Source organism: Bradyrhizobium sp. CCBAU 11357 (genome assembly GCF_028128865.1).
GTDB lineage: Bacteria > Pseudomonadota > Alphaproteobacteria > Rhizobiales > Xanthobacteraceae > Bradyrhizobium.
This window is the reverse complement of record NZ_LBJW01000017.1, coordinates 750705-775581: the sequence shown is the minus strand read 5'-3', so window position 1 is coordinate 775581 and position 24877 is coordinate 750705. Positions and strand designations below refer to the sequence as shown.

At 65.1% G+C, this 24877-nt stretch carries 24 protein-coding genes; 12 read left to right on the top strand and 12 right to left on the bottom strand.

What is annotated here, in order from left to right; translation table 11 throughout:
- Positions 1-108: 108 nt before the first annotated feature.
- From XI05_RS08860 to XI05_RS08850, 3 genes are all read right to left on the bottom strand, one after another.
- Positions 109-291, bottom strand: coding sequence for a hypothetical protein (locus XI05_RS08860; protein WP_172783856.1), 183 nt, complete (start codon positions 289-291; stop codon positions 109-111).
- A gap of 170 nt (positions 292-461) precedes the next feature.
- On the bottom strand, positions 462-686 hold the full coding sequence (locus tag XI05_RS08855) for a hypothetical protein (protein ID WP_271500565.1): 225 nt from the start codon (positions 684-686) through the stop codon (positions 462-464).
- Between the two features lie 141 nt (positions 687-827).
- Positions 828-2258: a TAXI family TRAP transporter solute-binding subunit gene (locus XI05_RS08850; protein ID WP_271500563.1), complete on the bottom strand. Its 1431-nt coding sequence runs from the start codon at positions 2256-2258 to the stop codon at positions 828-830.
- 234 nt (positions 2259-2492) lie between these two features.
- On the opposite strand from XI05_RS08850, the gene XI05_RS08845 reads away from it, so the two are divergent.
- From XI05_RS08845 to XI05_RS08830, 4 genes are all read left to right on the top strand, one after another.
- A complete protein-coding gene (locus XI05_RS08845) occupies positions 2493-3734 on the top strand; it encodes an MFS transporter (protein WP_271500560.1) in 1242 nt (413 codons plus the stop codon).
- Between the two features lie 68 nt (positions 3735-3802).
- The gene (locus XI05_RS08840) at positions 3803-4996 is read left to right on the top strand and encodes a M20/M25/M40 family metallo-hydrolase (RefSeq protein ID WP_271500557.1); all 1194 of its coding nucleotides are present in this window, start codon (positions 3803-3805) and stop codon (positions 4994-4996) included.
- A 151-nt stretch (positions 4997-5147) separates the two neighbouring features.
- On the top strand, positions 5148-6233 hold the full coding sequence (locus XI05_RS08835) for a mandelate racemase/muconate lactonizing enzyme family protein (protein ID WP_271500554.1): 1086 nt from the start codon (positions 5148-5150) through the stop codon (positions 6231-6233).
- Between the two features lie 244 nt (positions 6234-6477).
- Positions 6478-7626: an amidohydrolase gene (locus tag XI05_RS08830; RefSeq protein ID WP_271500551.1), complete on the top strand. Its 1149-nt coding sequence runs from the start codon at positions 6478-6480 to the stop codon at positions 7624-7626.
- A 1-nt stretch (position 7627) separates the two neighbouring features.
- Here the strand turns inward: XI05_RS08830 and XI05_RS08825 are convergent, their stop codons facing one another.
- Positions 7628-7843, bottom strand: coding sequence for a hypothetical protein (locus XI05_RS08825; protein ID WP_271500548.1), 216 nt, complete (start codon positions 7841-7843; stop codon positions 7628-7630).
- A gap of 90 nt (positions 7844-7933) precedes the next feature.
- Between XI05_RS08825 and XI05_RS08820 the strand changes: the two genes are divergently transcribed.
- On the top strand, positions 7934-8656 hold the full coding sequence (locus XI05_RS08820) for a DUF72 domain-containing protein (RefSeq protein ID WP_271500545.1): 723 nt from the start codon (positions 7934-7936) through the stop codon (positions 8654-8656).
- 2 nt (positions 8657-8658) lie between these two features.
- On the opposite strand, the gene XI05_RS08815 is transcribed toward XI05_RS08820, so the two are convergent.
- Positions 8659-9846, bottom strand: coding sequence for a CaiB/BaiF CoA transferase family protein (locus XI05_RS08815; RefSeq protein ID WP_271500543.1), 1188 nt, complete (start codon positions 9844-9846; stop codon positions 8659-8661).
- A 228-nt stretch (positions 9847-10074) separates the two neighbouring features.
- Positions 10075-10758, bottom strand: coding sequence for a GntR family transcriptional regulator (locus XI05_RS08810; protein ID WP_212254701.1), 684 nt, complete (start codon positions 10756-10758; stop codon positions 10075-10077).
- Between the two features lie 123 nt (positions 10759-10881).
- Here XI05_RS08810 and dctP point away from each other — a divergent pair, with 123 nt between their 5' ends.
- The 6 genes from dctP to XI05_RS08780 are packed head-to-tail and all read left to right on the top strand — an operon-like array spanning position 10882 to position 17700.
- Positions 10882-11913 (top strand): TRAP transporter substrate-binding protein DctP, encoded by a 1032-nt coding sequence (gene dctP, locus XI05_RS08805; protein ID WP_271500541.1) that lies wholly within the window; start codon positions 10882-10884, stop codon positions 11911-11913.
- A complete protein-coding gene (locus tag XI05_RS08800; protein ID WP_271500538.1) occupies positions 11910-12467 on the top strand; it encodes a TRAP transporter small permease in 558 nt (185 codons plus the stop codon). The genes dctP and XI05_RS08800 overlap by 4 nt, the downstream gene beginning before the upstream one ends.
- The gene (locus tag XI05_RS08795; RefSeq protein ID WP_271500535.1) at positions 12464-13819 is read left to right on the top strand and encodes a TRAP transporter large permease; all 1356 of its coding nucleotides are present in this window, start codon (positions 12464-12466) and stop codon (positions 13817-13819) included. Before XI05_RS08800 ends, XI05_RS08795 begins: the two co-directional genes overlap by 4 nt.
- Before the next feature lie 18 nt (positions 13820-13837).
- A complete protein-coding gene (locus XI05_RS08790) occupies positions 13838-15247 on the top strand; it encodes a malonyl-CoA decarboxylase (protein WP_271500533.1) in 1410 nt (469 codons plus the stop codon).
- Entirely contained in the window at positions 15244-16764 is a 1521-nt protein-coding gene (locus XI05_RS08785; RefSeq protein ID WP_271500528.1) for a malonate--CoA ligase, read from the top strand. Before XI05_RS08790 ends, XI05_RS08785 begins: the two co-directional genes overlap by 4 nt.
- A 48-nt stretch (positions 16765-16812) precedes the next feature.
- Positions 16813-17700: a VOC family protein gene (locus XI05_RS08780; RefSeq protein WP_271500524.1), complete on the top strand. Its 888-nt coding sequence runs from the start codon at positions 16813-16815 to the stop codon at positions 17698-17700.
- An 85-nt stretch (positions 17701-17785) separates the two neighbouring features.
- Here the strand turns inward: XI05_RS08780 and XI05_RS08775 are convergent, their stop codons facing one another.
- The 6 genes from XI05_RS08775 to XI05_RS08750 are packed head-to-tail and all read right to left on the bottom strand — an operon-like array spanning position 17786 to position 23651.
- Entirely contained in the window at positions 17786-18835 is a 1050-nt protein-coding gene (locus XI05_RS08775) for a LacI family DNA-binding transcriptional regulator (RefSeq protein WP_271500522.1), read from the bottom strand.
- Positions 18832-19476: a ThuA domain-containing protein gene (locus XI05_RS08770; RefSeq protein WP_172783844.1), complete on the bottom strand. Its 645-nt coding sequence runs from the start codon at positions 19474-19476 to the stop codon at positions 18832-18834. The genes XI05_RS08775 and XI05_RS08770 overlap by 4 nt, the downstream gene beginning before the upstream one ends.
- A 10-nt stretch (positions 19477-19486) precedes the next feature.
- Positions 19487-20584 (bottom strand): Gfo/Idh/MocA family protein, encoded by a 1098-nt coding sequence (locus XI05_RS08765; protein WP_271500519.1) that lies wholly within the window; start codon positions 20582-20584, stop codon positions 19487-19489.
- A 19-nt stretch (positions 20585-20603) separates the two neighbouring features.
- Positions 20604-21449: a carbohydrate ABC transporter permease gene (locus XI05_RS08760; protein ID WP_271500516.1), complete on the bottom strand. Its 846-nt coding sequence runs from the start codon at positions 21447-21449 to the stop codon at positions 20604-20606.
- Positions 21442-22383 carry a carbohydrate ABC transporter permease gene (locus XI05_RS08755; protein ID WP_271500513.1) on the bottom strand — a complete coding sequence of 314 codons (942 nt, stop codon included), beginning with the start codon at positions 22381-22383 and terminating at the stop codon, positions 21442-21444. The genes XI05_RS08760 and XI05_RS08755 overlap by 8 nt, the downstream gene beginning before the upstream one ends.
- 2 nt (positions 22384-22385) lie before the next feature.
- Positions 22386-23651, bottom strand: a complete 1266-nt coding sequence (locus XI05_RS08750; protein ID WP_271500509.1) for an extracellular solute-binding protein — start codon at positions 23649-23651, stop codon at positions 22386-22388.
- A gap of 164 nt (positions 23652-23815) precedes the next feature.
- On the opposite strand from XI05_RS08750, the gene XI05_RS08745 reads away from it, so the two are divergent.
- Positions 23816-24574, top strand: a complete 759-nt coding sequence (locus tag XI05_RS08745; protein ID WP_271500506.1) for an SDR family NAD(P)-dependent oxidoreductase — start codon at positions 23816-23818, stop codon at positions 24572-24574.
- The last annotated feature ends 303 nt before the right edge of the window (positions 24575-24877 follow it).

The following is a 24877-nucleotide window of genomic DNA, read 5'->3' as shown; positions in this document are numbered from 1 at the left end:
CTCCACGATGGCCCAGAGAATCGCAAATTCCCCTTTTGTGCAAAGCTCTCGCTTGCGGGAGAGGGAGTGCACTTACGTTGTAGCAATCAAACCTGATCTCATCACGCTCTAGGGCCGTTTGATCGCCGGATCCACAGGGACGATCTGCAGCCCAGCTGCGTTCAGCGCTTCAGTGATCTGCTTCGCCAGCAGCTTGGCTTCTTCAGTTCCGATTTGAGCGTCGGGAAGGTCCTTGAAGACCGCGCAGACCGTCGTCGCTATGATGGTATTGACCTGGTGCGGATCAACCATTTTGGTGCACGCGAGATTGCTTCACCGGATCGGTGGTGCGTCGGGCTGCAGGACCGTCGCGCTCATCGCAAGCCAAAGAACGAAAGTATGGCCGCGATCACAACGACGAGCCCTATGAGGTAGATCAGACCGTTCATCGCAATTCTCCTTTTCGACGTGATGGCTCGGATTCATTCGAGGGTCGTCGTCGCGTCCCTGGCATTACACTGCTGAGCGGCCAGTTTCTCGAGCTCCACTTCCTTCTCGATGGCCGTCAGAGAATTGCCGATCTTGTCGACGATCCTGACCAGATCGGCATTGGAGATGCGAAGCCGCCTGCGTACCGACTTGACCTGCTCGGCGCTCGCAAGATCGAGCGTTGTGCGAATGGGCCGTGGTGGTCTCGAGGACAGCATGATCAGGTCTCCTTACCGAGGTAAGAGAGACGATGTCTTTTTTGTTCCTATATCCGCCGACGGAAGCGCTCGATGACGAAGATGAGTATGCCGAGGCAACTACTGCAACCGTCGCGCGCAGTACGGAGGCGCCACGACGCTTTATGCCCGCGGGGTAACGCCATGGCTTCCTACCGCGCCCCGAACCGTTTCGAGGGTGGTACGTTGCAGTGCGGCTCGCCTCTCGGCGAGGGCATTGCTCAAGAGGTCGAGCACCAGTCCAAAGGCCGCGAGCTCCTCTTGCTCGATCGCGCCGTCATCATAGCATTCGAGCGTCTCGGCGATGATAATATCGGCCTCGCGCTGCAATGCCACAAGCTCCTGATTGGATTCCGCGGTCCTCGCGCTGGAAACCATGGCCAGGATTCTGTTGCGATGGCTGGTGTTGTCGTCCCTTTCGTCGCGGTTCAAATAGCGGCGCAACCAGGCGGCGGCGGAGCCCATTCCAGAGAGAAGCAGGAGTCCGAACCAGAAATAGTCGCCATACCGGTCGAGAAACGTGCGTTCGTTGCCGTCGATGACGGCCGCCGCGCCCCGGTGGACCTGCAGCTCGGCGTCCTTCTCGAGGTCGGGTTTGGTGATGTGCGCAGCGCCTGGGACCTGCCTCGCGATCGCCTGACGAACGGCAAAGAGCTGACGGAAAAACGCGGCGACCGTCGCTTCGGGCAGGCTCTTTCTCGCCACGATCAGATGGCTCACGCTGAGAGTTTCAACCTTGTCACCCGGCCAGGCCGGATCCGCATTGAAGACGCTGGGCGGAATCTCCTCCGATTCATACCGGGGATGCTTGATGGCGATCGCTTCCGATGCCTCGATGGCGAGAAACTTCGGCTCGCCGCGCGCCCGCGCCGTTGCGGCAACGGCGTCGGATGTGATCTTGCTGTCGAGGGGCCCGACCGCCATGAAGGCATCGAGGGTGAGATCGCGCGCGAGCTCATCGATCTGGTCGGTGCCGAACTGCGCCACGGCGACCTTGTCGGGCTGCACTCCGGCGGCGCTCAGGATGACCCGCAGCAGCGCGGGATTCACCGGCGTCCGCCCGATCACGCCGACACGGCGCCCTGAGAGATCGGCGACCTCCTTGATCTTCGGCGACGGCTTTCTTTTCGAACTCTTGCCCGCAAGCCCGGATGGTGCCCAGAGCACGACGAAGTTCTTGCGTATGACGGCGACGGTCTGCGCCTCGGCCGGCATGTCCAGGTCGCCACGGCCGACGGCAAGATCGGCCTTGCCAGACCCAAGCAAAGCGAGAGCTTCCATCGCTCCGTCGGCCTTGACCGGACGCAGCCTGACAGTTCGGCTTTCGCTGCCGAACGCATCGGCCATCGCCTGAATGACCTTGTAGTCGTCGCTGCCAGGCGGCCCGACGGCGATCCGGAGAATCTCCGGCCGCAACGCGTAATAGAGCGCACCCGCTGCGACGCCGAAGACGAGAAATCCAACGGCGAGAAGCAACAGCAGAAAATTGCTCCTTCGCCGCTCCCGGCGGGCCGCGTCACCGGTCGTCTGACTTGTGCTCTCGGACGAGGACATTGCCGCTGCCACCGCAAGTCATGGCGCTCCTGGTCTGCAGGATACCACGTTTTGCCGGCATAACGTCTTGGCGCTCGTTCTGGTTCAGACCGCCGCGACATGGATGAGCCTGCCAAGCGACTGGTCGCGGCCGGAGAAGCCACATTCCGGCATGAGGGGGTCCCACTGCCGCCATTGGCGCCCGCCCCCGCGATCATGTAACCCCACCCAAAACCTTCTCGGGACGGGACGCTCATGACCACGGCCGCCAACGACGCGGGCACAGCCACCCGCGCGCTGATCTTCGCGCTGGTCGCGCTCGCCTGCGGCCACATGCTGTCGACCCTGCTGCGCACCATTCCGGCGGTGAGCCTCGACCTGATGGCGGCGGATTTCCACATCGAGCCGCAGGCGCTGGCGAGCCTCACGTCGGTCTATCACTTCGCCTTTGCGGCTTCCCAGATCCCGGTCGGCGCGGCGATGGACCGATTTGGCGTGCGGCCGGTCTCGCTCGGTCTGCTGGCGGGAACCGTGTTCGGCGCGGTGGCCTCGGGATTTGCGACGGGGCCTGAGAGCTTCGCCGTCGGGCAGCTGCTGCTCGGCGTCGCCACCTCGGGCATGCTGATGTGCCCGATGACGCTCGCCGCCAAGCAATTGTCGGCGGCGCGGTTCGGATTGTGGTCCGGCGCCATCCTCTCGATCGGCAATATCGGCATGCTGCTGTCGGCGAGCCCGCTCGCTTTCGTGATCGACACTTACGGCTGGCGTGCCGGTTTCTGGCTCTCCGCGATCGGCGGCATCCTCGTCGCGCTCGCGGTGTTCGTGCTGGTGCCGCACCAGCCGGCCGAGCACAAGGACTCGTCCTCGCCGCTGTCGCAGATGATCGATGTGGTGAGGCTCGGCCTGTCGCGGCCGCTGCGCGGCGTGATCGCGCTGGCGATGGTGTCGCTGGCGAGCTCGCTGGTGCTGCGCGGCCTGTGGGGCGGACCCTGGCTGATGGAGATCAAGGGACTGACGCGGGTCGAGGCCGGCAACCAGCTCGGCGCGTTCACGCTGGCGATGATCGCAGGCCCGCTGCTGGTCGGCATGATCGACCGCAGGCTCGGCCGCCGCCGCGAGCTGGTCGCCGGCACGCATGCGATCGCGGCGCTGCTGCTCGCGCTGATGGCGCTGGGAGCCCCGCACTTTGCCGTTGCATGGCTGTTCGGCGTGACCGTCATGCCGCCGTCCTATGATCTGGCATTGTTCGTGCTCATCGGGCTCTTCACCTCGGCGCAGCCGCTGCTGTTCGGCATGTCCAGGCAGCTGGTCGACGCGCAGGTCGCAGGGAAAGCACTTGCGGCCGTCAATCTCGCCTTCTTTCTCGGCACCGCGCTGATGCAATCCGTCACCGGCGCGGTGGCCGCGCTCGCGGGACTGCCGGCGGTGCTGCTGTTCATGGCGGCGGCGCTGGCGCTCGGCGTGCTGATCTTCTTGATCTACACGCAGCGCGTCTGAGCCCCTTGCGAAATGCGAAAGCGCAGGGGATGCTGCGCCGCCATCCGCATCAAGGGGAATTCGAGTCCATGCCTGTCGACACCAAAGCCGCCACCGATCGTCTCATGCGCTTCCTCGCTGTCGAGGGCGTCACCGGACAGGAGGCGGCGATCGGGCGGGAGCTCGCGGCTGCGCTGAAGGAGGCCGGCGTGCCGGCGAAGGCGATCCGGCTCGACGACGCCAATACGCGCATTCCTGTGCCGACCGAGACCGGCAACCTCATCGTCGACCTGCCCGGCCGCGGCGCGCTGCACAACCAGCCGCGGATCATGTTCATGACCCACATGGACACCGTGCCGCTGTGCGCCGGCGCCAAGCCAAAGCTGTCCGGGCGCAAGATCGTCAACCAGGCGAAGACCGCGCTCGGCGGCGACAATCGCTGCGGCTGCGGCGTGCTGGTGACGCTGGCCGCCGAGCTCGCCAAGCAGAAGCTCGATCATCCGCCGATCACGCTTCTGTTCTGCGTGCGCGAGGAGAGCGGTCTCTACGGCGCGCGTCACGTCAAGCTCGACGAGCTCGGCAAGCCGGTGATGGCCTTCAACTATGACGGCGGCTCGGCTTCCAACGTCGTGATCGGAGCCGTCGGCGCCGACCGCTGGACCGTCGAGATTCTTGGCCGCGCCTCGCATGCCGGCGTCGCGCCCGAGCGCGGCATCTCCTCGACCATGATCATGGCGCTGGCGCTGGCCGACGTGAAGGCCGGCGGCTGGTTCGGGAAGGTGGTGAAGGGCAAGCAGCAAGGCACCAGCAATGTCGGCCCCGTCACCGGCGGCGAAGGCCGCCCTGCGGGCGATGCCACCAATGTCGTCACCGACTACGTGCATGTGCGCGGCGAGAGCCGCAGCCATGACGGAAAGTTCTTCAAGGAGATCACCAAGGCCTACAAGGCCGCGTTCGAGAAGGCGGCCAAGAAGGTGACCAATGCGCAAGGCAAGTCCGGCAAGGTCAAGTTCAAGGCCGAGACCGACTATTATCCGTTCCGCATGAAGGAGAACCTCCCCGTCGTGAAGCGCGCGATCGAGGCGGTGTCTGCGGTGGGCGGAACCCCGAACGTGCGCGCCGCCAATGGCGGCCTCGATGCCAACTGGATGGTCCGCCACGGCGTTCCGACCGTGACCTTCGGCGCCGGCCAGAACGAGGCGCACACGGTGGACGAATGGATCAATCTCGACGAATACGACCGCGCCTGTGCGCTGGCGGTGCAACTCGCGACGATGCGGTGAGTTGGGCTTTGTAGGGTGGGTTAGCGTCAGCGTAACCCACCATCGTATCCATCCAAGGCAACAGAAGTGGTGGGTTACGCCAGCGTTTGCGCTTCGCGCAACCCGCTGGCTAACCCACCCTACGAACCAAAAGAAGAAACAGGGAGGCTACATGCCGCGCATCGCAAATATCGAGACCGGCCTCTACCGGATCCCCCTCCCCGTCACGCTGTCGGACTCCACGCATGGCGACATGACGGCGTTCGAGCTCATCACCTGCCGCGTCCGCGATGCCGATGGCGCCGAGGGCGTCGGCTACACCTACACGGTCGGGCGCAATGGCGGCGCTGTGGCCGACATTCTCAAGCGCGAGATCCCGACGCTGGTGGAAGGGCGCGAGGCTGATGATACCGAAGCGATCTGGCATCATGTCTGGTGGGGGCTGCATTATGGCGGCCGCGGCGGGCCGGCGGTGCTGGCGCTCTCGGCGCTCGACATCGCGCTATGGGATTTGAAGGCGCGGCGCGCCAAGCTGCCGCTGTACCGCCTGCTCGGCGGCTTCGATGCGCACGTGCCGTGCTATGCCGGCGGCATCGACCTTGATCTCTCCGTCGATGCGCTGCTCAAGCAGACCGACGGCAATCTCGCCAAGGGCTTTCGCGCCATCAAGATGAAGGTCGGCCGGCCCGAGCTCAAGTCCGATGTCGCGCGCGTCTCGGCGATGCGACAGCATCTCGGCGACGGTTTTCCGCTGATGGCGGACGCCAACATGAAATGGACGGTCGAGGAAGCCATCCGCGCCGCGCGCGCGTTCGTTCCTTTCGACCTCACCTGGCTGGAGGAGCCGATCATTCCCGACGACGTCGCCGGCCATGTGCGCATCATGCAGGCCGGCGGCGTGCCGATCGCGGCGGGCGAGAATCTGCGCTCGCTGTGGGAGTTCAAGAACTACATCGCATCAGGCGCGGTGTCCTATCCCGAGCCGGACGTCACCAATTGCGGCGGCGTCAGCGCGTTCATGAAGATCGCGCGGCTGGCGGAGGCGTTCAACCTGCCCGTCACCAGTCATGGCGCGCACGACGTCACCGTGCACCTGCTCGCGGCCTGCCCGAACCGATCCTATCTGGAGGCGCACGGATTCGGGCTCGACAAGTACATCGAGCATCCGCTGGTGCTGAAGGACGGGCTGGCGCTGGCGCCCGAGCGGCCGGGGCATGGGATCGGGTTCGATTGGAAGGGGCTGGCGAAGCTGGCGTAACACCCATTGCTCGTCATTCCGGGGCGCGACGAAGTCGCGAGCTATGGTGCGCAATTGCGCACCTGAGAATCCATTGGGCCTCGGAGCGAGCTGCACCATGGATTCCGGGTTCGCGCCAAGAGGCGCGCCCCGGAATGACGAAAAAAGCACATTGCTGCACGCGAGGCATTCCAAGGCGCGGGGTGCATGGCGGTGATAATCCTTTATGGTGGCGGCAACCGACATCACTCAAGAGACACCTGCCTTGTCCCCCGAACTGCACCAGAAACTGACCGCGTGGCGCCGCCACCTGCATGCGCATCCCGAATTGTCGCTGCAGGAGAAGGAGACCGCCGCCTTCGTGCAGGACAAGCTCACCGAGCTCGGCATTCCCTTCGAGGCCGGCATCGGCGGCCACGGCATCGTCGCGACCCTGACGCGCGGTCACGCGCAAAGGCGAGTCGGCCTGCGCGCCGACATGGATGCACTGCCGATCACCGAGGACACCGCCCTGCCCTACGCTTCGAAGACCTCAGGCGTGATGCATGCATGCGGCCATGACGGCCACACCGCCGCGCTGCTGGGCGCCGCGGCGCTGCTTGCCGCCGACAGCGATTGGAGCGGCACGGTCGATTTCGTCTTCCAGCCGGCCGAGGAAGGCTTTGGCGGCTCGCGCGCGATGGTCGCGGCCGGGCTGTTCGACCGTTTTCCGATGGAGCGGATCTTCGGCTTCCACAATTGGCCGGGCCTTGCCGCCGGCACCATCGCCGTGCACGACGGCGTCGTCATGGCCTCCGGCGGGCGCATCACCATCACTATCGAGGGCCACGCCGGGCACGCCGGCATGCCGCATCTGACCCGCGATCCCGTGGTGGCGGCCGGGCACCTCATCGTCGCGCTGCAGTCGGTCACCTCGCGCGGCGTCGATCCGCTCGACACCGCCGTGCTGTCGCTGTGCACGATCGAAGGCGGCACCGCGCCGAACCAGATCGCCGGACGCGTCACCATCCGCGGCACGCTGCGCTACCACCGCGAGGCGGTCAAGGACACCATTCTCGACGGCATCGAGCGCACCTGCGCCGGGATCGCGACCAGCTTCGGCGTCAAGGTCACGCCCGAGATCGTCTGGGGTGTCGGCGTCGTGATCAACACGCCTGATGAGGCCGACCTCGCGCGCATCGCCGCGGAGAAGGTGCAGGCGCCGGTGCGGCGCGATCTCGCCCCCAGCATGGCCGGCGAGGATTTTGCCCATTATCTGCAGCAGCGGCCGGGCGCCTTCGTCTGGATCGGCAACGGGCCCTTGCGCGACGGCGCGGAGCTGCACGGTCCGCGTTATGATTTCAACGACGCGATCCTGCCGGTGGCCTCGCGCTGGATGGCCGAGGTCGCCAAGGCGGCGCTGGCGTCGAACTAGCTCAGGAGATCTCGCGCGGCAGCTTCCAATCCGGCCGCGGTGCGAATGTCTCGTCCACGCGCTCGACGTGATAGCCGGCGGGCAAGAGGTGACCGTCCTCCTCGTCGGCGACCGGGACATCGGTCACGAGGCCTTCGATCAAGGCGGCTTCCCACACCTCCTTCTCGGTCGGAAAGGGATTGCCGATCTGCTTGTTGCCTTCGAACAGCGCGTACATCGGTTCCGGTCCTCGTGTGGATGCCCACGAGAAACGTATCGGCCGTACGGACGTTCCCTCCGGCAAATGGCAACGGATGGCACGTGAAACATGGCGCGCGTTCTGATCGGAACTTCGGGCTGGCACTACGCCTCCTGGCGCGGCCCGTTCTTCCCGAAAGGCGTGACGCTGAAGCAGCAGCTTCGCTACTATGCCGGGCAGTTCGACACCACGGAGCTGAACGGGGTGTTCTACCGCACGCCGACGCCGGAGGCAGTGACGGGATGGCGGGAGCAGACCGGGCGCGATTTCGTGTTCGCCTGGAAGGCGTCGAAGTTCATCACGCACTGGAAGCGCCTGTCGGACCGCTCCGTCAACAGCCTCGAGCTGTTGGAGGACCGCATCTCCAGGCTCGGCGGCAAGGCCGGCCCGATCCTGTTCCAGCTGCCGCCGCAATTCGAGGCGAATGCGGACCGGCTCGCGTCGTTCTTCAAGCTGCTGTCGCGAAAGCGGCGTTACAGTTTCGAATTCCGTCATCCGAGCTGGTATCAGCCGCGCATCCTGCGCATGCTGACTGAGGAGAACATCTCGCTGTGCCTCTCCGACCATCACGATGCGCCGGCGCCGTGGAGGCGCACCGCGGATTTCGTCTATGTGCGCGGACACGGGCCAAGCGGGCGCTATCACGGGCATTATACGAAGGCCACGCTGGCGCAATGGGCCAAGCGCATCACGTCGTGGAAGCGCCAGGGCTGCGACGTCTACGTCTATTTCGACAACGACCAGAAGAGCGCAGCACCGGCCGATGCCAAGGCGCTGAAGCTGCTGCTGTGATGCTAGATGACACCGCTCTGCCGAAGCGCCGCGATCTCGTCCGCATCGTAGCCGAGCTCGGCGAGGACGCGATCGGTGTGCTCGCCGAGCGTCGGCGGGCGGCTTGCGATCTCGCCGGGCGTTTCCGACAGCCGCACCGCGGCGCGGGCGACCGGCGCCTGCTTCGGCAGGCCGGGATAGTCGACGTCCTGCATGAAGCCGGCGGCGCGGATATGCGGATGATCCAGCGCCTGCTGCGGTGAGAGCACGGGGCCGGTCGGGATCATCGCCTGGCCCAGCGCATCGACGGCCTCCTGCGTGGTGCGCTCGGCGCACCAGCGCGCCATCCGCTCGCTGATGATGCGGCCGTTGTTGCCGCGGCTGATGTCATCGGCAAAGCGCGGATCGTTCAGCCACATCTCCTCCTCGCCCATCAGCCGCGCCCAGCGCTTGAACAGCGGATGACCGGTGACCTGGCAGAGTACCCAGCCGTCCAACGTGCGGTAGATGTCGGCAGGAGCCGCGGTCTGGCCGAGATTGCCGGTCGGCACGCGGTTGACGTTGATGACGGCCTGCTCGATCAGCGTGGCATTGGTGAAGGACAGTGCCGTTGCGAGCAGCGCGCCCTCGACGATCTGCCCGCGCCCGGATTTGCCGCGCTCGATCAGCGCGGCAAGCGTGCCGAAGGCGCAGTGCAGCGCGGTGCCGAAATCAACCCAGTTCACCGCGGCCCGATACGGGGGATCGCCGGTGCCTGTCATGTACACCGATCCCGACATCACCTGGCCGACGCCATCGAAGCCGACGCGGTCGGACCACGGGCCCGGCCCACCGAACGCGGTCGCCGTGGTCAGGATGATGTCAGGCTTGATCGCCTTCAGCGAGTCGTAGTCGAGCTTCATCACGCGCAGGGTCTGCGGCGGCAGGTTGGCGACCACGACATCCGCGGTCGCGATCAGGCGGCGCATCACCTCCTGGCCTTGCGCCTTCATCGGATCGAGCGTGATGCACTTCTTGTTGCGATTGACCTGGAGGAACAGCGCGCCCTCGCCGCCTTCGCCCACCGGCGCGACGAATCGATCCTCGCTGCCGTCGCGCTTCTCGATGCGGATGACCTCGGCCCCGAACTCGGCCAGCAATGTGGCGCAATAGGGCCCGGCGATATAGCGCCCGAAATCGAGCACGCGCACGCCCTCCAAGACTCCTCCCATCGGCTTCTTCCCCAGTGTTTTGCTCAGATTACAGGGAATGGTTGCCGCGGCAAGATGGGCCAGCGCTCAGGCCTCGCGGTAGCGATCAGCATCCAAGGCCGATCAGCATCCTCTGCAGATCGGGAATGAGACATTCGGGCGAAAACTCCCGGCTTCTACGCTCAGTCCAGCGGGACTTCTCATCATTGCTCCGAGAACTCTCGGAGAGCAGAGGCGAACAACCCACGTCTATTTCGCGGTCTCCCTCCTGCCTTCGGCAGGAGACTGGCCGGCGCTTGAAAGGCCGAGGACCATGTCCGAGAACCGTTCGCCCTGCACCAGGACGTGGTCGTGGAGGCGCGTTGCGGCCAATTGCTCGTCACCGGCGCGGATCGCCTCCAGGATGCCGGCATGCTCCTGCAACGATTGCAGCAGCCGGTTGCGCGCCCGCAGCTGGATGCGGCGATAGGCGCTCAAGCGCTTGTGCAGGGCGAAGGCCTGATCGGCCAGGAAGCTATTGCGGCTGGCGCGGTAGATCGCTTCATGGAAGTTGCGGTTGTCGGCGTAATACTGCTCGCTGTCGCCGTTTCGCGCGGCCGTCTCGCAGGCCCGGTGCGCAGCTTCCATCGCCGCATCATTGTCCGGCGTCAGCCGCCGCGCGGCCAGCCGTCCGCAGGCGCTTTCGATCTCCGCCATGGTCTCGAACATCTCGAACAGCCGGGTCGGCGACGGGACGCTGACAATGGCGCCGCGTCGCGGGCGGACATCGATGAAGCCTTCGGCGCCGAGCTGCAGCAGCGCCTCGCGAATGGGCGTCCGCGACACGCCGAATCGCTCCGCCAGCGAGGCTTCGTCCAAGCGATCGCCGGGTTGAAATTCCCCTGCAATCACAGCGTCTTCGATCGACTGCTTGAGTCTGAAGGCCTGGCTCATTGTATACATCCAATCCTGCAATTCCATACCATACGCTTGACAAAACATACAGCATGCAGTTCATATATGAATTGTATGCAAGATTAGAAATAAAAAATGCAATCTAGCAACGGGAGGTATGGAATGAGGATTACAAGACGCCAAGCCCTGGCCCAAACTCTGGCCCTGGGGATCGCGACCCCGGCGCTGCTCCGGTTCGGAGCGGCGCGCGCGGCCACGGCCCTGAAGATCTCGCACCAGTTTCCGGGAGGCACCGCGACCGAGGGCGATTTCCGCGACCGGCTGTGCCGGCGCTTCGCGACGCTGATCCAGGAGCGCAGCAAGGGCGCGATGACCGCCGAGATCTATCCGGGCTCGTCGCTGATGAAGACCAACGCGCAGGTTTCGGCGATGCGCAAAGGCGCGCTCGACATGAGCCTCATCCCGATCTCCTACGCCGGCGGCGATCTTCCCGAGCTGAACATCGGCCTGATGCCGGGCCTCGTCACCGGTTACGACGAAGGTCTCGGCTGGAAGAACAAGCCGATCGGCCAGGAGTTCACCAAATTCCTCGCCGCCAAGGGCCTCGTCATCGTCACCTGGATCTGGCAGGCCGGCGGCGTCGCCAGCCGTTCGCGCCCGCTGGTCGCAGTCGGCGATGCCAAGGGCATGAAGGTCCGCGGCGGCTCGCGCGAGATGGATCTGGTGCTGCAGGCTGCCGGCGCCTCGGTGCTGTCGCTGCCCTCCAACGAGCTCTATGCGGCGATGCAGACCGGCGCGTGCGATGCCGCCCTCACCTCCTCCACCAGCCTGACCTCGTTCCGCCTGGAGGAGCTCGCCAAGCATCTGACGACGGGCCGGGCCAAGAGCTATTGGTTCATGCTCGAGCCGCTCGTGATGTCGAAGGCGGTGTTCGACCGGCTGTCGAACGAGGAGCGCGACATCATCGTCTCGGTCGGCGCCCAGCTCGAAGCGTTCGGCCGCAATGCTGCGGTGGAGGACGACGTTCGTGTCGCCAAGGTCTATCAGGCCGCCGGCGCGACGGTGCACGATCTCGACGACAAGACGGTTCAGGCCTGGCGGGATCTATCGCGCGAGACGGCCTGGAAGGACTACGCGGGCAAGAACGAGAACTGCGCCCGCCTGATCAAGCTCGCCATGGAGGCGGGCTCATGAGCGCGCACGGCATCGATCTCGGCCATTCCACCGCCGTGACATCGGCGCGACCCGGCTCCCCGGTCGGACGCATCGCGCGCGCGATGACCCTGCTCAACAGGGCGATCGTCGTGCTCTGCTCGATCGCGCTCATCGTCTCGAGCACGATTCTGAGCTACAGCGTGGCCGCGCGCTACTTCTTCAACGCGGCAACCTATTGGCAGGACGAGGCTGCGGTGTTCCTGCTGGTCGGCGCCACGTTCCTGTCCACCGCGTTCGTGCAGGCCGGGCGCGGCCATATCGGCATCGAGGCCCTCACCGGCTACCTCTCGAAGCGCGGCAATGCGATCCGCATGCTCGTGGTCGACGCCGCGAGCCTATCGTTCTGCGCCTTCTTCGCCTGGAAATCCTGGACGCTGTTCCACGAAGCCTGGGTCGACGGACAGGTGTCCGGATCGACCTGGGCCCCGCCGCTGTGGATTCCCTACAGCATGATGTCGCTCGGCATGACGCTGATGACGCTGCAGATCGCGCTTCAGCTGGCCGCGAGCCTCGAGACATGGAGGAGCAAATGAGCACGCTTGCCGTCGGATTGATGTATGGTGGTGCGACCCTCGCCGTCATGGCTTCGGGCATGCCGATCGCCCTGGCGCTCGGCGCGGTCGCCGTCATCTTCATGTACTACTTCATGCCCGCCGCATCGCTCGATACGGTGACGCAGAACGTCTACGAGGAGATGGCCTCGATCACGCTGCTGGCGATCCCGCTCTTCATCCTGAAGGGTGCCGCGATCGGCAAGTCGAAGGCGGGACAGGACCTCTACAGCGCACTGCATGTCTGGATGGGCCGCATCCCCGGCGGTCTCGGCATCGCCAACGTGTTCGCCTGCGCGCTGTTCGCCGCGATGGCGGGATCGTCTCCGGCCACCTGCTCGGCGATCGGCTCCGCCGGCATTCCCGAGATGCGCAAGCGCGGCTATTCCGGCGGCTTCGCCGCCGGCGTGATCGCCGCCGGCGGCACGCTCGGCATCCTGCTGCCGCCTTCGATCACCATGATCCTGTACGCGGTCGCCGCCGAGCAGTCGCTCGGACGTCTCTTCCTCGCCGGCATCGGGCCGGGCCTTCTGCTGGTGCTGCTGTTTGCGACCTATGCCGTGCTGAGGTTCAAGGCCGAGTACAAGGCGGCGCAGCGCGCCTATGCCGCCGATCCGGCACAGCATCCGATCCTGTCGAACGAGCGCTTCACCATGGCGATGCGCTTCGGCGCGCTGCCGCGCGTGCTGCCCTTCGTCGTGCTGCTCAGCGGCGTCATGATCGCGCTCTATGGCGGCTATGCGACGCCGTCGGAGACCGCCGGCCTCGGCGGCATCCTGGCGCTGGTCCTGATCGCCTCGATCTACGGCGTGTGGCGCCCGCGGGATCTCGGCCCGATCCTGGAATCGACGCTGAAGGAATCGACCATGCTGATGCTGATCATCGGCATGTCGCTGCTCTACTCCTACGTCATGAGCTATCTCCACATCAGCCAGGGCGCGGCGCAGGCGATCGTAGCGATGCATCTGTCACCATGGGTGCTGCTGGGCGCGATCCTGGTGCTGGTGGTGGTGCTCGGCTTCTTCCTGCCGCCGGTCTCGATCATCCTGATGACCGCGCCGATCATCCTGCCGCCGCTCAAGGACGCCGGCTTCGACCTGATCTGGTTCGGCGTGGTGATGACGATCGTGATGGAGATGGGCCTCATTCATCCGCCGGTCGGACTCAACATCTTCGTCATCAGGAACATCGCGCCCGACATCCCGCTGCGCGACGTGATCTGGGGCACGCTGCCTTTCGTCGTGCTGATGGCGTTCGCGGTGATCCTGCTCTGCCTGGTCCCTTCGATCTCCACCTTTCTGCCCAACCTCGTGATGGGTCCGCCATCGCGATAAACCGAGGAGGCACGAACCATGCTGAACGACATCCGATCCGGACGCATCGCGGCGCCCGAATTCCTGCAAGGACTGATCGACACGCTGACACAACGCGGCCGCGCGGTTCTCGGCATCAAGCCGGAGCGCGAGACGAGCGAGGATCGCGACCTCGCGCTTCTGGGCGAGGCGCTGCTGTCGCGTCGGGGCGAAGCCTCCGGCGTTGCGATCGCGCAATCGCTGCTTGCCGCGTTCGAAGCCGCGGCCGAGCCGCAGCGGCTCAAATTTCTATCCTCCCTCGCCGACCGGTTCGGGCCCGACCGCCGCGCCATCGAGCTCGCGATCGCCGCCTACCAGCGCAAGGAGGGTGGCGACGGCAGCAAGCTCGAGGCGCTCCATGCCGCCGCGGAGCCACGCCGGCAGGAGCTGATCCGGCGCCTCAACCTCGCGCCGGGAGGAACGGCCTCGCTGGTGCGGATGCGCGAGGTGCTGCTCGCGCTGCTGCGCGAGCATCCCGAGCTGCAGGCCGTCGACGACGATTTCGTTCACCTGTTCTCGTCCTGGTTCAACCGGGGGTTCCTCGTGCTACGACCGATCGACTGGACCACCTCGGCCAACATCCTGGAAAAGATCATCAGGTATGAAGCCGTCCACGCCATCCAGGACTGGGACGATTTGCGCAACCGGCTCGAGCCGCCGGACCGCCGCTGCTACGCGTTCTTCCATCCGCAGCTGGTGGACGAGCCGCTGATCTTCGTCGAGGTCGCGCTCACACGCGAGATTCCCGGCGCGATCGGACCGCTGCTGGACAAGTCGCGCCAGGCGATTGCCGCGCACGAGGCGACCACCGCCGTGTTCTACTCGATCTCGAACACGCAAAAGGGCCTGGCCGGCGTCTCGTTCGGCAACTTCCTGATCAAGCAGGTGGTGCAGGATCTCGCCCGCGAGCTGCCGAACCTGAAGACCTTCGTCACCCTGTCGCCAGTGCCCGGCTTTGCCGGCTGGGCGCGGCGCGAGCTCAAGAGCGAAGCATCGGCTGCGATCGACGACGACACGCGCCGCGCGATGGCCGCGATCGAGGACGGCGGCGACATTGCGCAGGGGAAAGACGCCATCACCGCGCTCGCCGCCTACTACTTCCTGAAGGCGAAGCTGCCGTCGGGCAAGCCGGTGGACCCCGTCGCCCGCTTCCATCTCGGCAACGGCGCGCGCCTGGAACGGCTGAATTTCCTCGGCGACGCCTCCGCCAAGGGCATGAAGCAGTCGTACGGGCTGATGGTGAACTATCTCTACGCGCTCGAGCACATCGAGGCGAACCACGAGGCGTTTGCGGAAGCCGGGACCGTCGTCGCTTCCGACAACGTGAAGAAGGCGCTTCGCGCGAAACTGTCGTCGCGCGACCTCGTTCCCAGTCCTCACACCAACTCGCAACGGAAGATCTCGTCATGAGCTCGAACCTGTACGACCGCCTGCTCGCCGGCGCGGAGTCCGACCAATCCATCTGCATCGAGAAGGACGACGGCACGGCGTTGAGCTATGCCGAACTCGCCGCCCTCAGCGGCGGGTTCGCGAACTTTCTCGCCAGCATCGGCATCGGCCCGAACCACCGCGTCGCGGCCAAGGTGGAGAAATCCGTCGAGGCCGTCGCGCTCTATCTTGCAACGCTGCGCGCGGGCGCGGTCTATCTGCCGCTCAACACCGCCTATACGCCGGCCGAGACCGAGTACTTCATCCGCGACGCGCAGCCGACATTGATCGTGTGCGATCCCAGGGAAGAGGCCGATTTGCGGGCCATCGCCGCCAAGGCAGGCGGCCGGGTCGAGACGCTCGATCAGCGCGGCAAGGGTTCGCTCGTCCAGGCCGTGGCAGACTTCCCGGCGCGATTTGACACCGTCGCCAGGACGAACGACGATCTCGCCGCCATTCTCTACACGTCGGGCACGACCGGCCGCTCGAAGGGAGCCATGCTGACGCACGGCAACCTTTCTTCGAACGCGCTGACGCTCGTAAAGGAGTGGCGCTATTCGAGCAAGGACGTGCTGATCCATGCCCTGCCGATCTATCACGTTCACGGGCTCTTCGTGGCCTGCAATGTCTCCTTCGCCGCACGCGCGCGCATCCTGTTCATGCAGAAGTTCGACGCCGAGCGCATCCTGGCGACGATGGCGCGCAGCACGGTTCTGATGGGCGTACCGACCTTCTATGTCCGCCTGCTCGAGAGCCCTGACCTGATCGAGCGAAGCACCGCCAACATGAGGCTGTTCGTCGCCGGCTCGGCGCCGCTTCTGGCCGAGACACATCGGGCCTGGAAGGCGCGGACCGGGCATGCGATCCTGGAACGCTACGGCATGACCGAGACCGGGATGATCGCCTCCAATCCCTATGAGGGGCCCCGCTTTGCCGGCTCGGTCGGCCGGCCGCTCCCCGCCGTCGAGGTTCGCGTCACCGATCCGGAGACCGGCGCAATGCTCCCGGTCGGCGACGTCGGCATGATCGAGGTGAAGGGGCCCAACGTGTTTGCGGGCTACTGGAACATGCCGGACAAGACCGCGGCCGAATTCCGCGCCGACGGCTTCTTCATCACCGGAGATCTCGGCAAGCTCGACGCGGACGGCTACCTGCACATCGTCGGGCGCGGCAAGGACCTCATCATCACCGGCGGGTTCAACGTATACCCCAAGGAGATCGAAACCGAGATCGACGCGATTCCGGGCGTGTCCGAGAGCGCGGTCGTCGGCGTGCCGCACGCCGATTTTGGCGAGGGGGTCACCGCGGCGGTGGTTCGCTCGCCGGGCTCGTCGGTCGACGAGCGCGCCATTCTCGCCGCGCTGTCGGGACGCTTGGCGAAATTCAAGCAGCCGAAGCGGGTCGTGTTCGTCGACGGCCTGCCGCGCAACGCGATGGGAAAGGTCCAGAAGAACGTGTTGCGCGAACGCTTTGCCGATCTCTATTCCGGCCGGGCTTAGCATGCTTTAAGATGCACGCGTTCGTCCCCCAGCGAGAAGTGCACACCCATGCCGCAACAATTCGACCGATCCGCAGAAGATCTCGGCAACGCCATCCATTTCGAGCACGTCAACATCCAGGTCCCGGACCAGCGCCTCGCCACGCTGTTCTACGTCGCCGGGCTCGGGCTCACCCGCGACCCCTACCTGATGGTGTCCGACACCAACATGTGGATCAACGCCGGACGGAGCCAGTTTCATCTGCCGAGCGGCCGGCCGCAGGTGCTGCGCGGACACGTTGGCCTCGTCATCGAAGGCCGCGAGGCGCTGCTGGCGCGGCTCGGGTCCGTTGCGAAGAAGCTCGAGGGCACGGCTTTCGCATTCAGGGAGCACAACGACCACGTCGAGGCGGTTTGCCCCTGGGGTAACCGCGTGCGCTGCTACGAGCCCGACGCCGCGCGGTTCGGCCGGATCGCGCTCGGCATTCCCTATGTCGAGTTCGACGTGCCCAAGGGATCGGCGGCCGGCATCTGCGCCTTCTATCCCGAGATCATGGGCATGCCCGCGAGCCTGCGGAACGGCGAGGCCGCCGTTGCCGCCGTGACGACGGGCCGCAACCAGCATCTGCTGTTCCGCGAGACCGACCGGCCGCCGGGGGAGTATGACGGTCACCACGTGCAGATGTACATCACCGACTTCTCCGGCCCCTACCGCAAGCTGCTCGCGCGCAAGCTGATCTCCCGCGAGGACAATCAATACCAGTACCGGTTCTGCGACATCGTCGACCTCGACAGCGGCAAGAAGCTGTTCACGGTCGAGCACGAGGTGCGCTCGGCGACCCATCCGATGTTCATGCGGCCGATGGTCAACCGCAATCCGGCGCTCAACAACCGCAATTACGCCTTCGGCCACGACGAATCGTCATGGGCGATGAGGCCGGACCAGTACGAGGGGTAATCCTCACGTCGCGATTGCGCGCGTCAAGTTATTGTTTGAGCATGATCTTTTCGGAAAACCGCTTCACACTTTTCCGGATCATGCTCTACGGCAGATTGTCCCGCAGGAAGATGTCGATGCGGATGCGCTCCTGGTCGGGGCTGATCGGCTCGCCCGAACAATGCGCAAGCAGGACTCGCGCCGCAGACCGCGCCTCATGGCCGGCATCCTGGTTGATGACGGCATCGAGCGTGCCGCGCACCAGGAACCGTCTGGTGTGCTCGGTCAGCTCATGGGTGATCCAGACCACCTCGCGCGCGCGGCCCGAAGCCTCGAGCGCATCGGCGATGCCGCGGTTGCCGGCGCCGCAGCAATAGATGCCGCGGAGGTCGGCATGGCGGTCGAGCAGAGCGGCCGTGAGGTCCCGCGTGCGGTCGCTGTCGTCGCGCCCCTCGATGACGGGGAGTGCGGACAGGTTCGCATGCTCGCTCGACAGGATCTGGTGGAAGCCGAACTGCCGTTCGGTGTGATCGCGCAGCGACAACGATCCCGCAATCACGGCGACGGTGCCCTCGCGCCCGGCAAGGAAGCGCCCCATCAGCGTGGCGGCGGTGCGGCCCGCGGCCGGATTGTCGATCCCGACATAGTGCACCCGGGACGAGCTCGGCGCGTCAGACACCAGGGTCACCACGGCAACCCCGCGCGCGACGAGCTCGTCGATCGCGGCGCGAACCCTGGGATGATCGAGCGCGATGACGGCGACACCCTGATAGGCCGGCGAGAGGTTCTCCAGCGCACCGGCGAGCACGTCGGGGTCGAACACGTCGACATGGTGGATGTCGATGAAGCCGCGATGGCCGGCGAGCCAGCCCGCGGTGCGCGCGACCTGCTCGCTGAGATTGGTCATGAAGCTGTTGCTGCCGGTCGGCAGCACGAAAGCAAACCGGAACGTCTGCCCGCGGGCGAGCCGCGCCGCGGCAACATCGGCGCGATAGCCGAGCTTTGCCACGGCGGCCTCGACACGCGCGACGGTCTTGGCGCGGACACCCTCGCGCCGGTTGACGACGCGATCGACGGTGGCGAGCGAAACGCCCGCCGCGCGCGCGACGTCCTCGAGCGTGGCTCGAACAACCGGCTGGGTCGCGCTGTCAGTCATTCGCGCGCGGCCCACAGCATGCCGCGGGTCATCAACGTGCGTATCTCCGGCACGTCGAGCTCGTAGGCGCGGTGGCCGAGCGAGGAATAGAACACCCTCCCCGCCCCATAGCGCTTCTTCCACACCACGGGCATCACCACGCCCTCGATCCAGGGCGCGTGCTCACCGGTGAAAGTCGTCGTTGCCAGGACCTCGTTGGCGGGGTCGACGTGCATGTAATATTGCTCTGATCGATGCTCGAAACTCTTCAGGCCGTTCATGATGGGATCGTCGGGCTTGGTCACGTCGACCTTGTAATCGATGATGTTGCCGGGATGCGCAACCCATTGCCCGCCACACAGGAACTGGTAGTCCACAGAATCGCGGAAGGCATCGCACATGCCGCCATGATGGCCGGCGAGCCCGACGCCGCTGCGCACCGCAGCGCAGAGATTCAGCGCATCCGCCTTTTCGATCTTGGACATGGTGTAGATCGGGATGATCAACGAGAGATCATGGATTTTGGGATCGCCGAATGCCTCGGTCGTGGTTTCGATCCGGACCTCAAAACCTTCCGCCTTCAGCCAGCCGCGGATCATCGAAGCGCAGAGATCGGGATCGTGTCCCGGCCAGCCACCCCATACAATCATTGCCTTGCGCATGGTCATTCCCTCAGTCGATCTGTCCGGTTTCACGTCCGGCCGGCAGCATCGCCGGCCGCTCGACGCGGCTCTCGATCTTGACGCGGCGGCCCTCGTCGGCGGATGTCTGGAACGCCTCCATCACCTCCAGCACGTGGAAGGCGAGCGCGCCGCTGGCGCGATGCGGCCGGTCGTTCAGGATCGCGCCAGCCATGTCGGCGACGCCGATGGAGCGGAACTCGCCCTCGACGTGACCGTGCGTCAGCGGCATCGCCTCCCATTCGCCGCCGGTCTTTGCCACCTGCACCTCGCCGCCGAAGCGATTTGGATCGGGCACCAGCATGCTGCCCTTGTCGCCGTAGATCTCGATCGGCGCATGCCGATGTTTCGGCACGTCGAAGCTCATCGCGATCGACACGACTGCGCCGCTTTCGAACTCCAGCGTTCCCGCGACATGGGTCGCGACCTCGACCGGAATCAGCGCGCCGTTCATCGGCTGGCTGGTGACGACGCGCTCGGTCCTCGGACGCGCGGTCGAGCCCATCACGCTGGCGACGGGGCCGAGCAATTGCACGAGATTGGTGATGTAATACGGCCCCATGTCGAGCATCGGCCCGCCGCCGCGCAGGTAGTAGAAGCCGGGCGCCGGATGCCAGCGCTCGTGGCCGGGGCAGCCGAAGAAGACACTGCCCGCGACGGGCGTGCCGATCGCGCCGTCGTCGATCAGCTTGCGCGCGGTCTGATGGCCGCCGCCGAGGAACGTATCGGGCGCGCAGCCGACGCGAAGGTTCTTCTGTGCGGCGAGCTCCATGACCTTGCGCGCCTCAGTGACATTGATGCCGAGCGGCTTCTCCGAATGAACGTGCTTGCCGGCGTTCAGCACCGCCAGGCTGACGTCGGTGTGGGCGAGCGGCACCGTGAGATTGACGACGATCTCGACATCGTCGCGCTTCAACAATTGGTCGACCCGCATTCCCGGCAAGCCGAATGCCGCTCCCTGGCGCTCGGCAACCTCGCTGCGCATGTCGGCGAGCGCCCTGACCTCCATCACCGGAAAGCGCTGGGCCGCCTTGAGGTAGGCGGTGCTGATCACCCCGCAGCCTATGATTCCGACGCCGACTTTTCTCATTATGATCTCCTCAGATGGCTCATCCCTTGACCGCACCTGCGGTGAGGCCGGCCACGATGTGCTTCTGCGCCAGCAGGAACAGAAGGATCGTGGGCAGGATGGTGAGCGTGATGAAGGCCAGGATCAGGTGCCATTCGGACGAGTATTCGCCCTGGTAGACCATGATGCCGAGCGGCCAGGGATACAGCGCATCGGTGTTCAGCATCACCAGCGGCAGCAGATAGGCGTTCCAGCTGTTGACGAAGGTGATGGTGCCGACGGTCGCCAGGATCGGACGCGACAAGGGCAGGGTCACATAGCGGAAGAACTTGATGTAGCTGCAGCCGTCGACCAGCGCGGCCTCGAGCAGCTCGTATGGAATGTCCTTGAAGAAGCGGCGTAGCAGCAGCACGCTCATGGCGAGGCTGAACGCCACCTGCGGCAGCGCGACGCCGAAATAAGTATCGAGCAGGCCGAGATCCCGCACCTTGATGAACAGAGGCAGCACGGCGGTCGCAGCGGGAAACAGCAGGCCCAGCGTCAGATAGCTGAGCAGCATCGATGAGCCGAAGAACCTGACATGGGCGAAGGTGAACGCGGCCATCGAAGCCGTGATCAGGGTCAGCGTCACCGCCAGCGTCGAGATGACAAGCGAATTGCGCAGGAGCTGCCAGTAGCGCGCCGAGAACAGGATGTCGGCGTAGTTCTGCCACTCCCAATGCCTGGGCAGGCCGAACGGATTGACGCGAAGCTCGCCGAGCGACTTGAAGCCGCCGAGCAGGGTCGCGAGCAGCGGCACCAGGACGAAGATCGCGACCAGGCCGAGGAACAGCGCCTTGAACAGCACGGCGGGATCGAATGCGCTTCTGGCCCCGGCATTACTCATCGCGCATGAACCATCGCTTGTAGGTGAAGGCAAAGGTCACGCAGATCGCGAACAGGATGACGCCGATGGCGCTGCCGTAGCCGACCCGCATGCGCGAGATGCCGTTGTTGTAGAGAAAGCTCACCATCGTGTTCGAGGAGTCGGCCGGTCCGCCGCGCGTCAGCGGCATGACGAGATCGAACAGCTGCAGCGATCCGATGATGGCGAAGAACACCGACAGGCGGATCGTGGGATAGAGCAAGGGGATCACGACATGGCGCAGCGTCTGCGTCCGCGTCGCGCCGTCGATACGGGCGGCCTCGACCAGGCTCTTGTCGAGGCTTTGCAGCGCGGCGATGAACAGCATCATGTGGAAGCCGAAATACTTCCAGACCACCACGATCAGCACCGCCAGCATCGCGGTGTCGGTCGAGGCCAGGAGATGCGGAGGCTCGGCGCCGAAGGCGCGCCAGATCGAAGCGACGAGGCCGTAGTCGCCGTCATAGACGAAGCTGAAGATCAGCCCGGTCGCGATCTCGGCGAGGATATACGGCAGGAAGAACAGCATGCGCAGCGCCACGGCCCCGCGAAAGCGTTCCGCCAGCATCAGGGCCAGCGTGAGTGCAAGCGGCAGCTGGACGGCGAGCGAGACCGCAATGATCAGCCCGTTGTTGCGCAGCGCGAGCCAGAAGGCGCGCGTCTCCAGCACGAAGCGGTAATTGTCGAAGCCGATCCAGTTGGTCGGCCTGCCGAAGCCGTTCCAGTTGAAGGCCGAGTACCAGGCGGCTTCGCCGATCGGCAACACCACGAACAGCGTGAACAGCAGCAGCGCGGGCGGCAGGAACAGGATCAGGACCGTGAAGCGGCCATCCCAGCCTGGGCCACGAACCGCGACCTGATGAGCCGCCTCGCCGGCAACGCCGATCGGCGAGGACATCGCGATCCGTCGCGCCACGGTCAGTTGCCTTGCTTGTACGCCGCTTCGATGGCTTTCGCCGCGTCCTGCGGGCTCATGCTGCCGCCGGCGATCTCAGCCGTGACGTCGTTGACGACGCGGCCGACCGACGGGCCGAGGCTCTGGTCGTAGAAGTTCTGGTGATAGTTGGACTTCGCCAGATTGGCCGCGATCTGCTTCATGAAAGCGCTGTTGAGACCGGCCTCGCCGCCCTTGACGACAGGAACGATGAAGTTGCCGGCGGCGAGCCGCGCCTGCACGTCCTTGGAGATGAAGAATTTCAGGAAGTCGGTGGCTTCCTTGGGCGCCCCCTTGGTGATCAACCAGCCGGTGATGCCGCCGAGCGTGTCTGACGGCTCACCCTTGCCGCCGGGTACGACCGGAAAATCGAACCAGCCAAGCTTGTCGTCGCTGAGACCGACCTTGTCGGCGGCGAGTGCGCGCTGGGTGTGATAGAAGGACGAGATGGCCAGGATCATGGCGGCCTTGCCGTCACCGAAATAGCCGACGGCCTGCGGGTTCTTGAAGCCGAGGAAGCCGTTCTGGAACGGCTGCAGATCGACCAGCTGCTTGAACAGCGCGCCGGATTTCTGGAAGGTCTCCCCGGCGAAGCCACCATTCTCACCCTTCAGCGCTGCATCGAAGGCCGGCTTGCCGCCGACGCGCACTGCGAGATGCGTCCAGTAGAAATGCAGCGGCCATTTGTCGGCACCGCCAACCACAATCGGCGTAACACCCGCGGCCTTCAGCGTTTTCACCGCGCCGAGCAGATCGTCCCATGTCTTGATCTTGCTTGCATCGACATTACCCTTGGCCATCAAATCCTTGTTGTAGAGGAAGCCGACCTGCGAGAGCGCGGTCGGCAGGCCATAGACCTTGCCGTTGCTGGTGAAGGCGGCGAGCGCCGCCGGTGCGATCGTGTCGCTGTAGCCGCCGCTCTTCACAGTATCGGTAATGTCTTCCAGGACGCCCGCTTCGATCTGCGTCTTCAGGACCCCGCCGGCCCAGCTATAGATGATGTGCGGCCGATCCTTGGATTGCAGGATGGTTGGCAGCTTGGCCTTGTAGGCCTCGTTCTCGAGGAACTGCATCTCGACCTTCACACCGGGGTGCGACGCCTCATAGCTGCGTGCGACCTCCTCCCAGATCTTCACCTGGGCCGGGTTGACCTCGATGTGCAGCCATTTCACCGTGGTGTCGGCTGACGCGGAACCGGCCCAAAGCAGGCATGCGACAGCAGCGAGTCCCAGTTTCCCGAGCGATCTCATCACATCCTCCCAACAGACTATTATTCTTTGACGCAATCCTGCCCTCAATTTTTGAGGTACGCAACACAAAATCTGATCTATGCACCTCACCAGCAGAATGGCTAAGGTTTGAAAAAGAGTCGGTTGCGGCCCGCCGCGCCGGCCGCAACAAACCGAGGTGCCCAATGGCCGCCATCTATTCCGACCTCGCTGGCAAGGTCGTGCTCGTCACCGGCGGCGCAGCCGGAATCGGCGCTGCGATCGTGCGGCGTTTTGCGGAGCAGAAATCCACGGTGGTGTTCTTCGACATCAAGATCGACGAGGGACAGCGCCTGGCACGTGAGCTGTCCGACCAGGGACTGGCCGCGCATTTCCAGCACGTCGATCTCACCGACATCGGCGCGCTGCGTGCCGGCGTCGTCGCGGCACGCAAGGCTCATGGCCCGATCAACATCCTGATCAACAATGCCGCGCATGACGAACGGCACAACACCGAGGAGATGACGCCGGAATACTGGGACGACCGTATCGCGGTGAATCTGAAGCACCAGTTCTTTGCATCGCAGGCCGTGTTGCCGGACATGAAGGCGGCCAATACCGGCGCCATCATCAATTTCGGCTCGGTGTCGTGGATCGCAGGACAAGGCGGCATGGCCGCCTACACTGCCAGCAAGTCTGGCGTGATCGGGCTGACGCGCTCGCTGGCGCGCGATTACGGCCCCTACAACATCCGCGTCAATGCGATCGCGCCGGGCTGGATCATGACCGAGCGGCAGCTCGAGAAGTGGATGACGCCGGCCGGCGAGATCGAGCTGCAGCAGCGACAATGCCTGAAGCGAAGGCTCATGCCGGACGAAGTTGCGAAGTTCACCGTCTTCCTCGCCTCCGACGAGGCCTCCGCCTGCACCGCCCAGCATTACATCGTCGACGGCGGCTGGGTCTGAGATGCTTCTGGGGATCAGTGTGCGGAAAATCTGACGTCTGGCAGAGGGCCACTGCCGAAGTGCGACCCGACCGCGGCATGCACCTACCGCGTCGCAGTTGGTTCCTTGGAGCGGAATGGCTTTAGGTCGAATCGATTGCCGCGGGCTCGGTGCAACCTCTCCCGCTTGCGGGAGAGGTCGCGCCGAAGGCGCGGGTGAGGGCTTTCTCCTCTAGGGGATTGTCCATTGCGGAAGCACCCTCTCCCCAACCCTCTCCCGCAAGCGCGTCGCAAGCGGGAGAGGGAGCGCACCTCCGTCTTTGCA

Bases quoted from the DNA above. Each gene is read 5' to 3' on its own strand.
- XI05_RS08750 (WP_271500509.1), bottom strand. From the start codon at position 23,651: ATGAGATCGCTCGGGAAACTGGGACTCGCTGCTGTCGCATGCCTGCTT.
- XI05_RS08775 (WP_271500522.1), bottom strand. From the start codon at position 18,835: ATGACTGACAGCGCGACCCAGCCGGTTGTTCGAGCCACGCTCGAGGAC.
- XI05_RS08855 (WP_271500565.1), bottom strand. From the start codon at position 686: ATGCTGTCCTCGAGACCACCACGGCCCATTCGCACAACGCTCGATCTT.
- XI05_RS08785 (WP_271500528.1), top strand. From the start codon at position 15,244: ATGAGCTCGAACCTGTACGACCGCCTGCTCGCCGGCGCGGAGTCCGAC.
- XI05_RS08815 (WP_271500543.1), bottom strand. From the start codon at position 9,846: ATGGGAGGAGTCTTGGAGGGCGTGCGCGTGCTCGATTTCGGGCGCTAT.
- XI05_RS08820 (WP_271500545.1), top strand. From the start codon at position 7,934: ATGGCGCGCGTTCTGATCGGAACTTCGGGCTGGCACTACGCCTCCTGG.
- XI05_RS08810 (WP_212254701.1), bottom strand. From the start codon at position 10,758: ATGAGCCAGGCCTTCAGACTCAAGCAGTCGATCGAAGACGCTGTGATT.
- dctP (WP_271500541.1), top strand. From the start codon at position 10,882: ATGAGGATTACAAGACGCCAAGCCCTGGCCCAAACTCTGGCCCTGGGG.
- XI05_RS08800 (WP_271500538.1), top strand. From the start codon at position 11,910: ATGAGCGCGCACGGCATCGATCTCGGCCATTCCACCGCCGTGACATCG.
- XI05_RS08765 (WP_271500519.1), bottom strand. From the start codon at position 20,584: ATGAGAAAAGTCGGCGTCGGAATCATAGGCTGCGGGGTGATCAGCACC.
- XI05_RS08835 (WP_271500554.1), top strand. From the start codon at position 5,148: ATGCCGCGCATCGCAAATATCGAGACCGGCCTCTACCGGATCCCCCTC.
- XI05_RS08845 (WP_271500560.1), top strand. From the start codon at position 2,493: ATGACCACGGCCGCCAACGACGCGGGCACAGCCACCCGCGCGCTGATC.
- XI05_RS08790 (WP_271500533.1), top strand. From the start codon at position 13,838: ATGCTGAACGACATCCGATCCGGACGCATCGCGGCGCCCGAATTCCTG.
- XI05_RS08760 (WP_271500516.1), bottom strand. From the start codon at position 21,449: ATGAGTAATGCCGGGGCCAGAAGCGCATTCGATCCCGCCGTGCTGTTC.
- XI05_RS08840 (WP_271500557.1), top strand. From the start codon at position 3,803: ATGCCTGTCGACACCAAAGCCGCCACCGATCGTCTCATGCGCTTCCTC.
- XI05_RS08745 (WP_271500506.1), top strand. From the start codon at position 23,816: ATGGCCGCCATCTATTCCGACCTCGCTGGCAAGGTCGTGCTCGTCACC.
- XI05_RS08825 (WP_271500548.1), bottom strand. From the start codon at position 7,843: ATGTACGCGCTGTTCGAAGGCAACAAGCAGATCGGCAATCCCTTTCCG.
- XI05_RS08795 (WP_271500535.1), top strand. From the start codon at position 12,464: ATGAGCACGCTTGCCGTCGGATTGATGTATGGTGGTGCGACCCTCGCC.
- XI05_RS08780 (WP_271500524.1), top strand. From the start codon at position 16,813: ATGCCGCAACAATTCGACCGATCCGCAGAAGATCTCGGCAACGCCATC.
- XI05_RS08770 (WP_172783844.1), bottom strand. From the start codon at position 19,476: ATGCGCAAGGCAATGATTGTATGGGGTGGCTGGCCGGGACACGATCCC.
- XI05_RS08860 (WP_172783856.1), bottom strand. From the start codon at position 291: ATGGTTGATCCGCACCAGGTCAATACCATCATAGCGACGACGGTCTGC.
- XI05_RS08850 (WP_271500563.1), bottom strand. From the start codon at position 2,258: ATGTCCTCGTCCGAGAGCACAAGTCAGACGACCGGTGACGCGGCCCGC.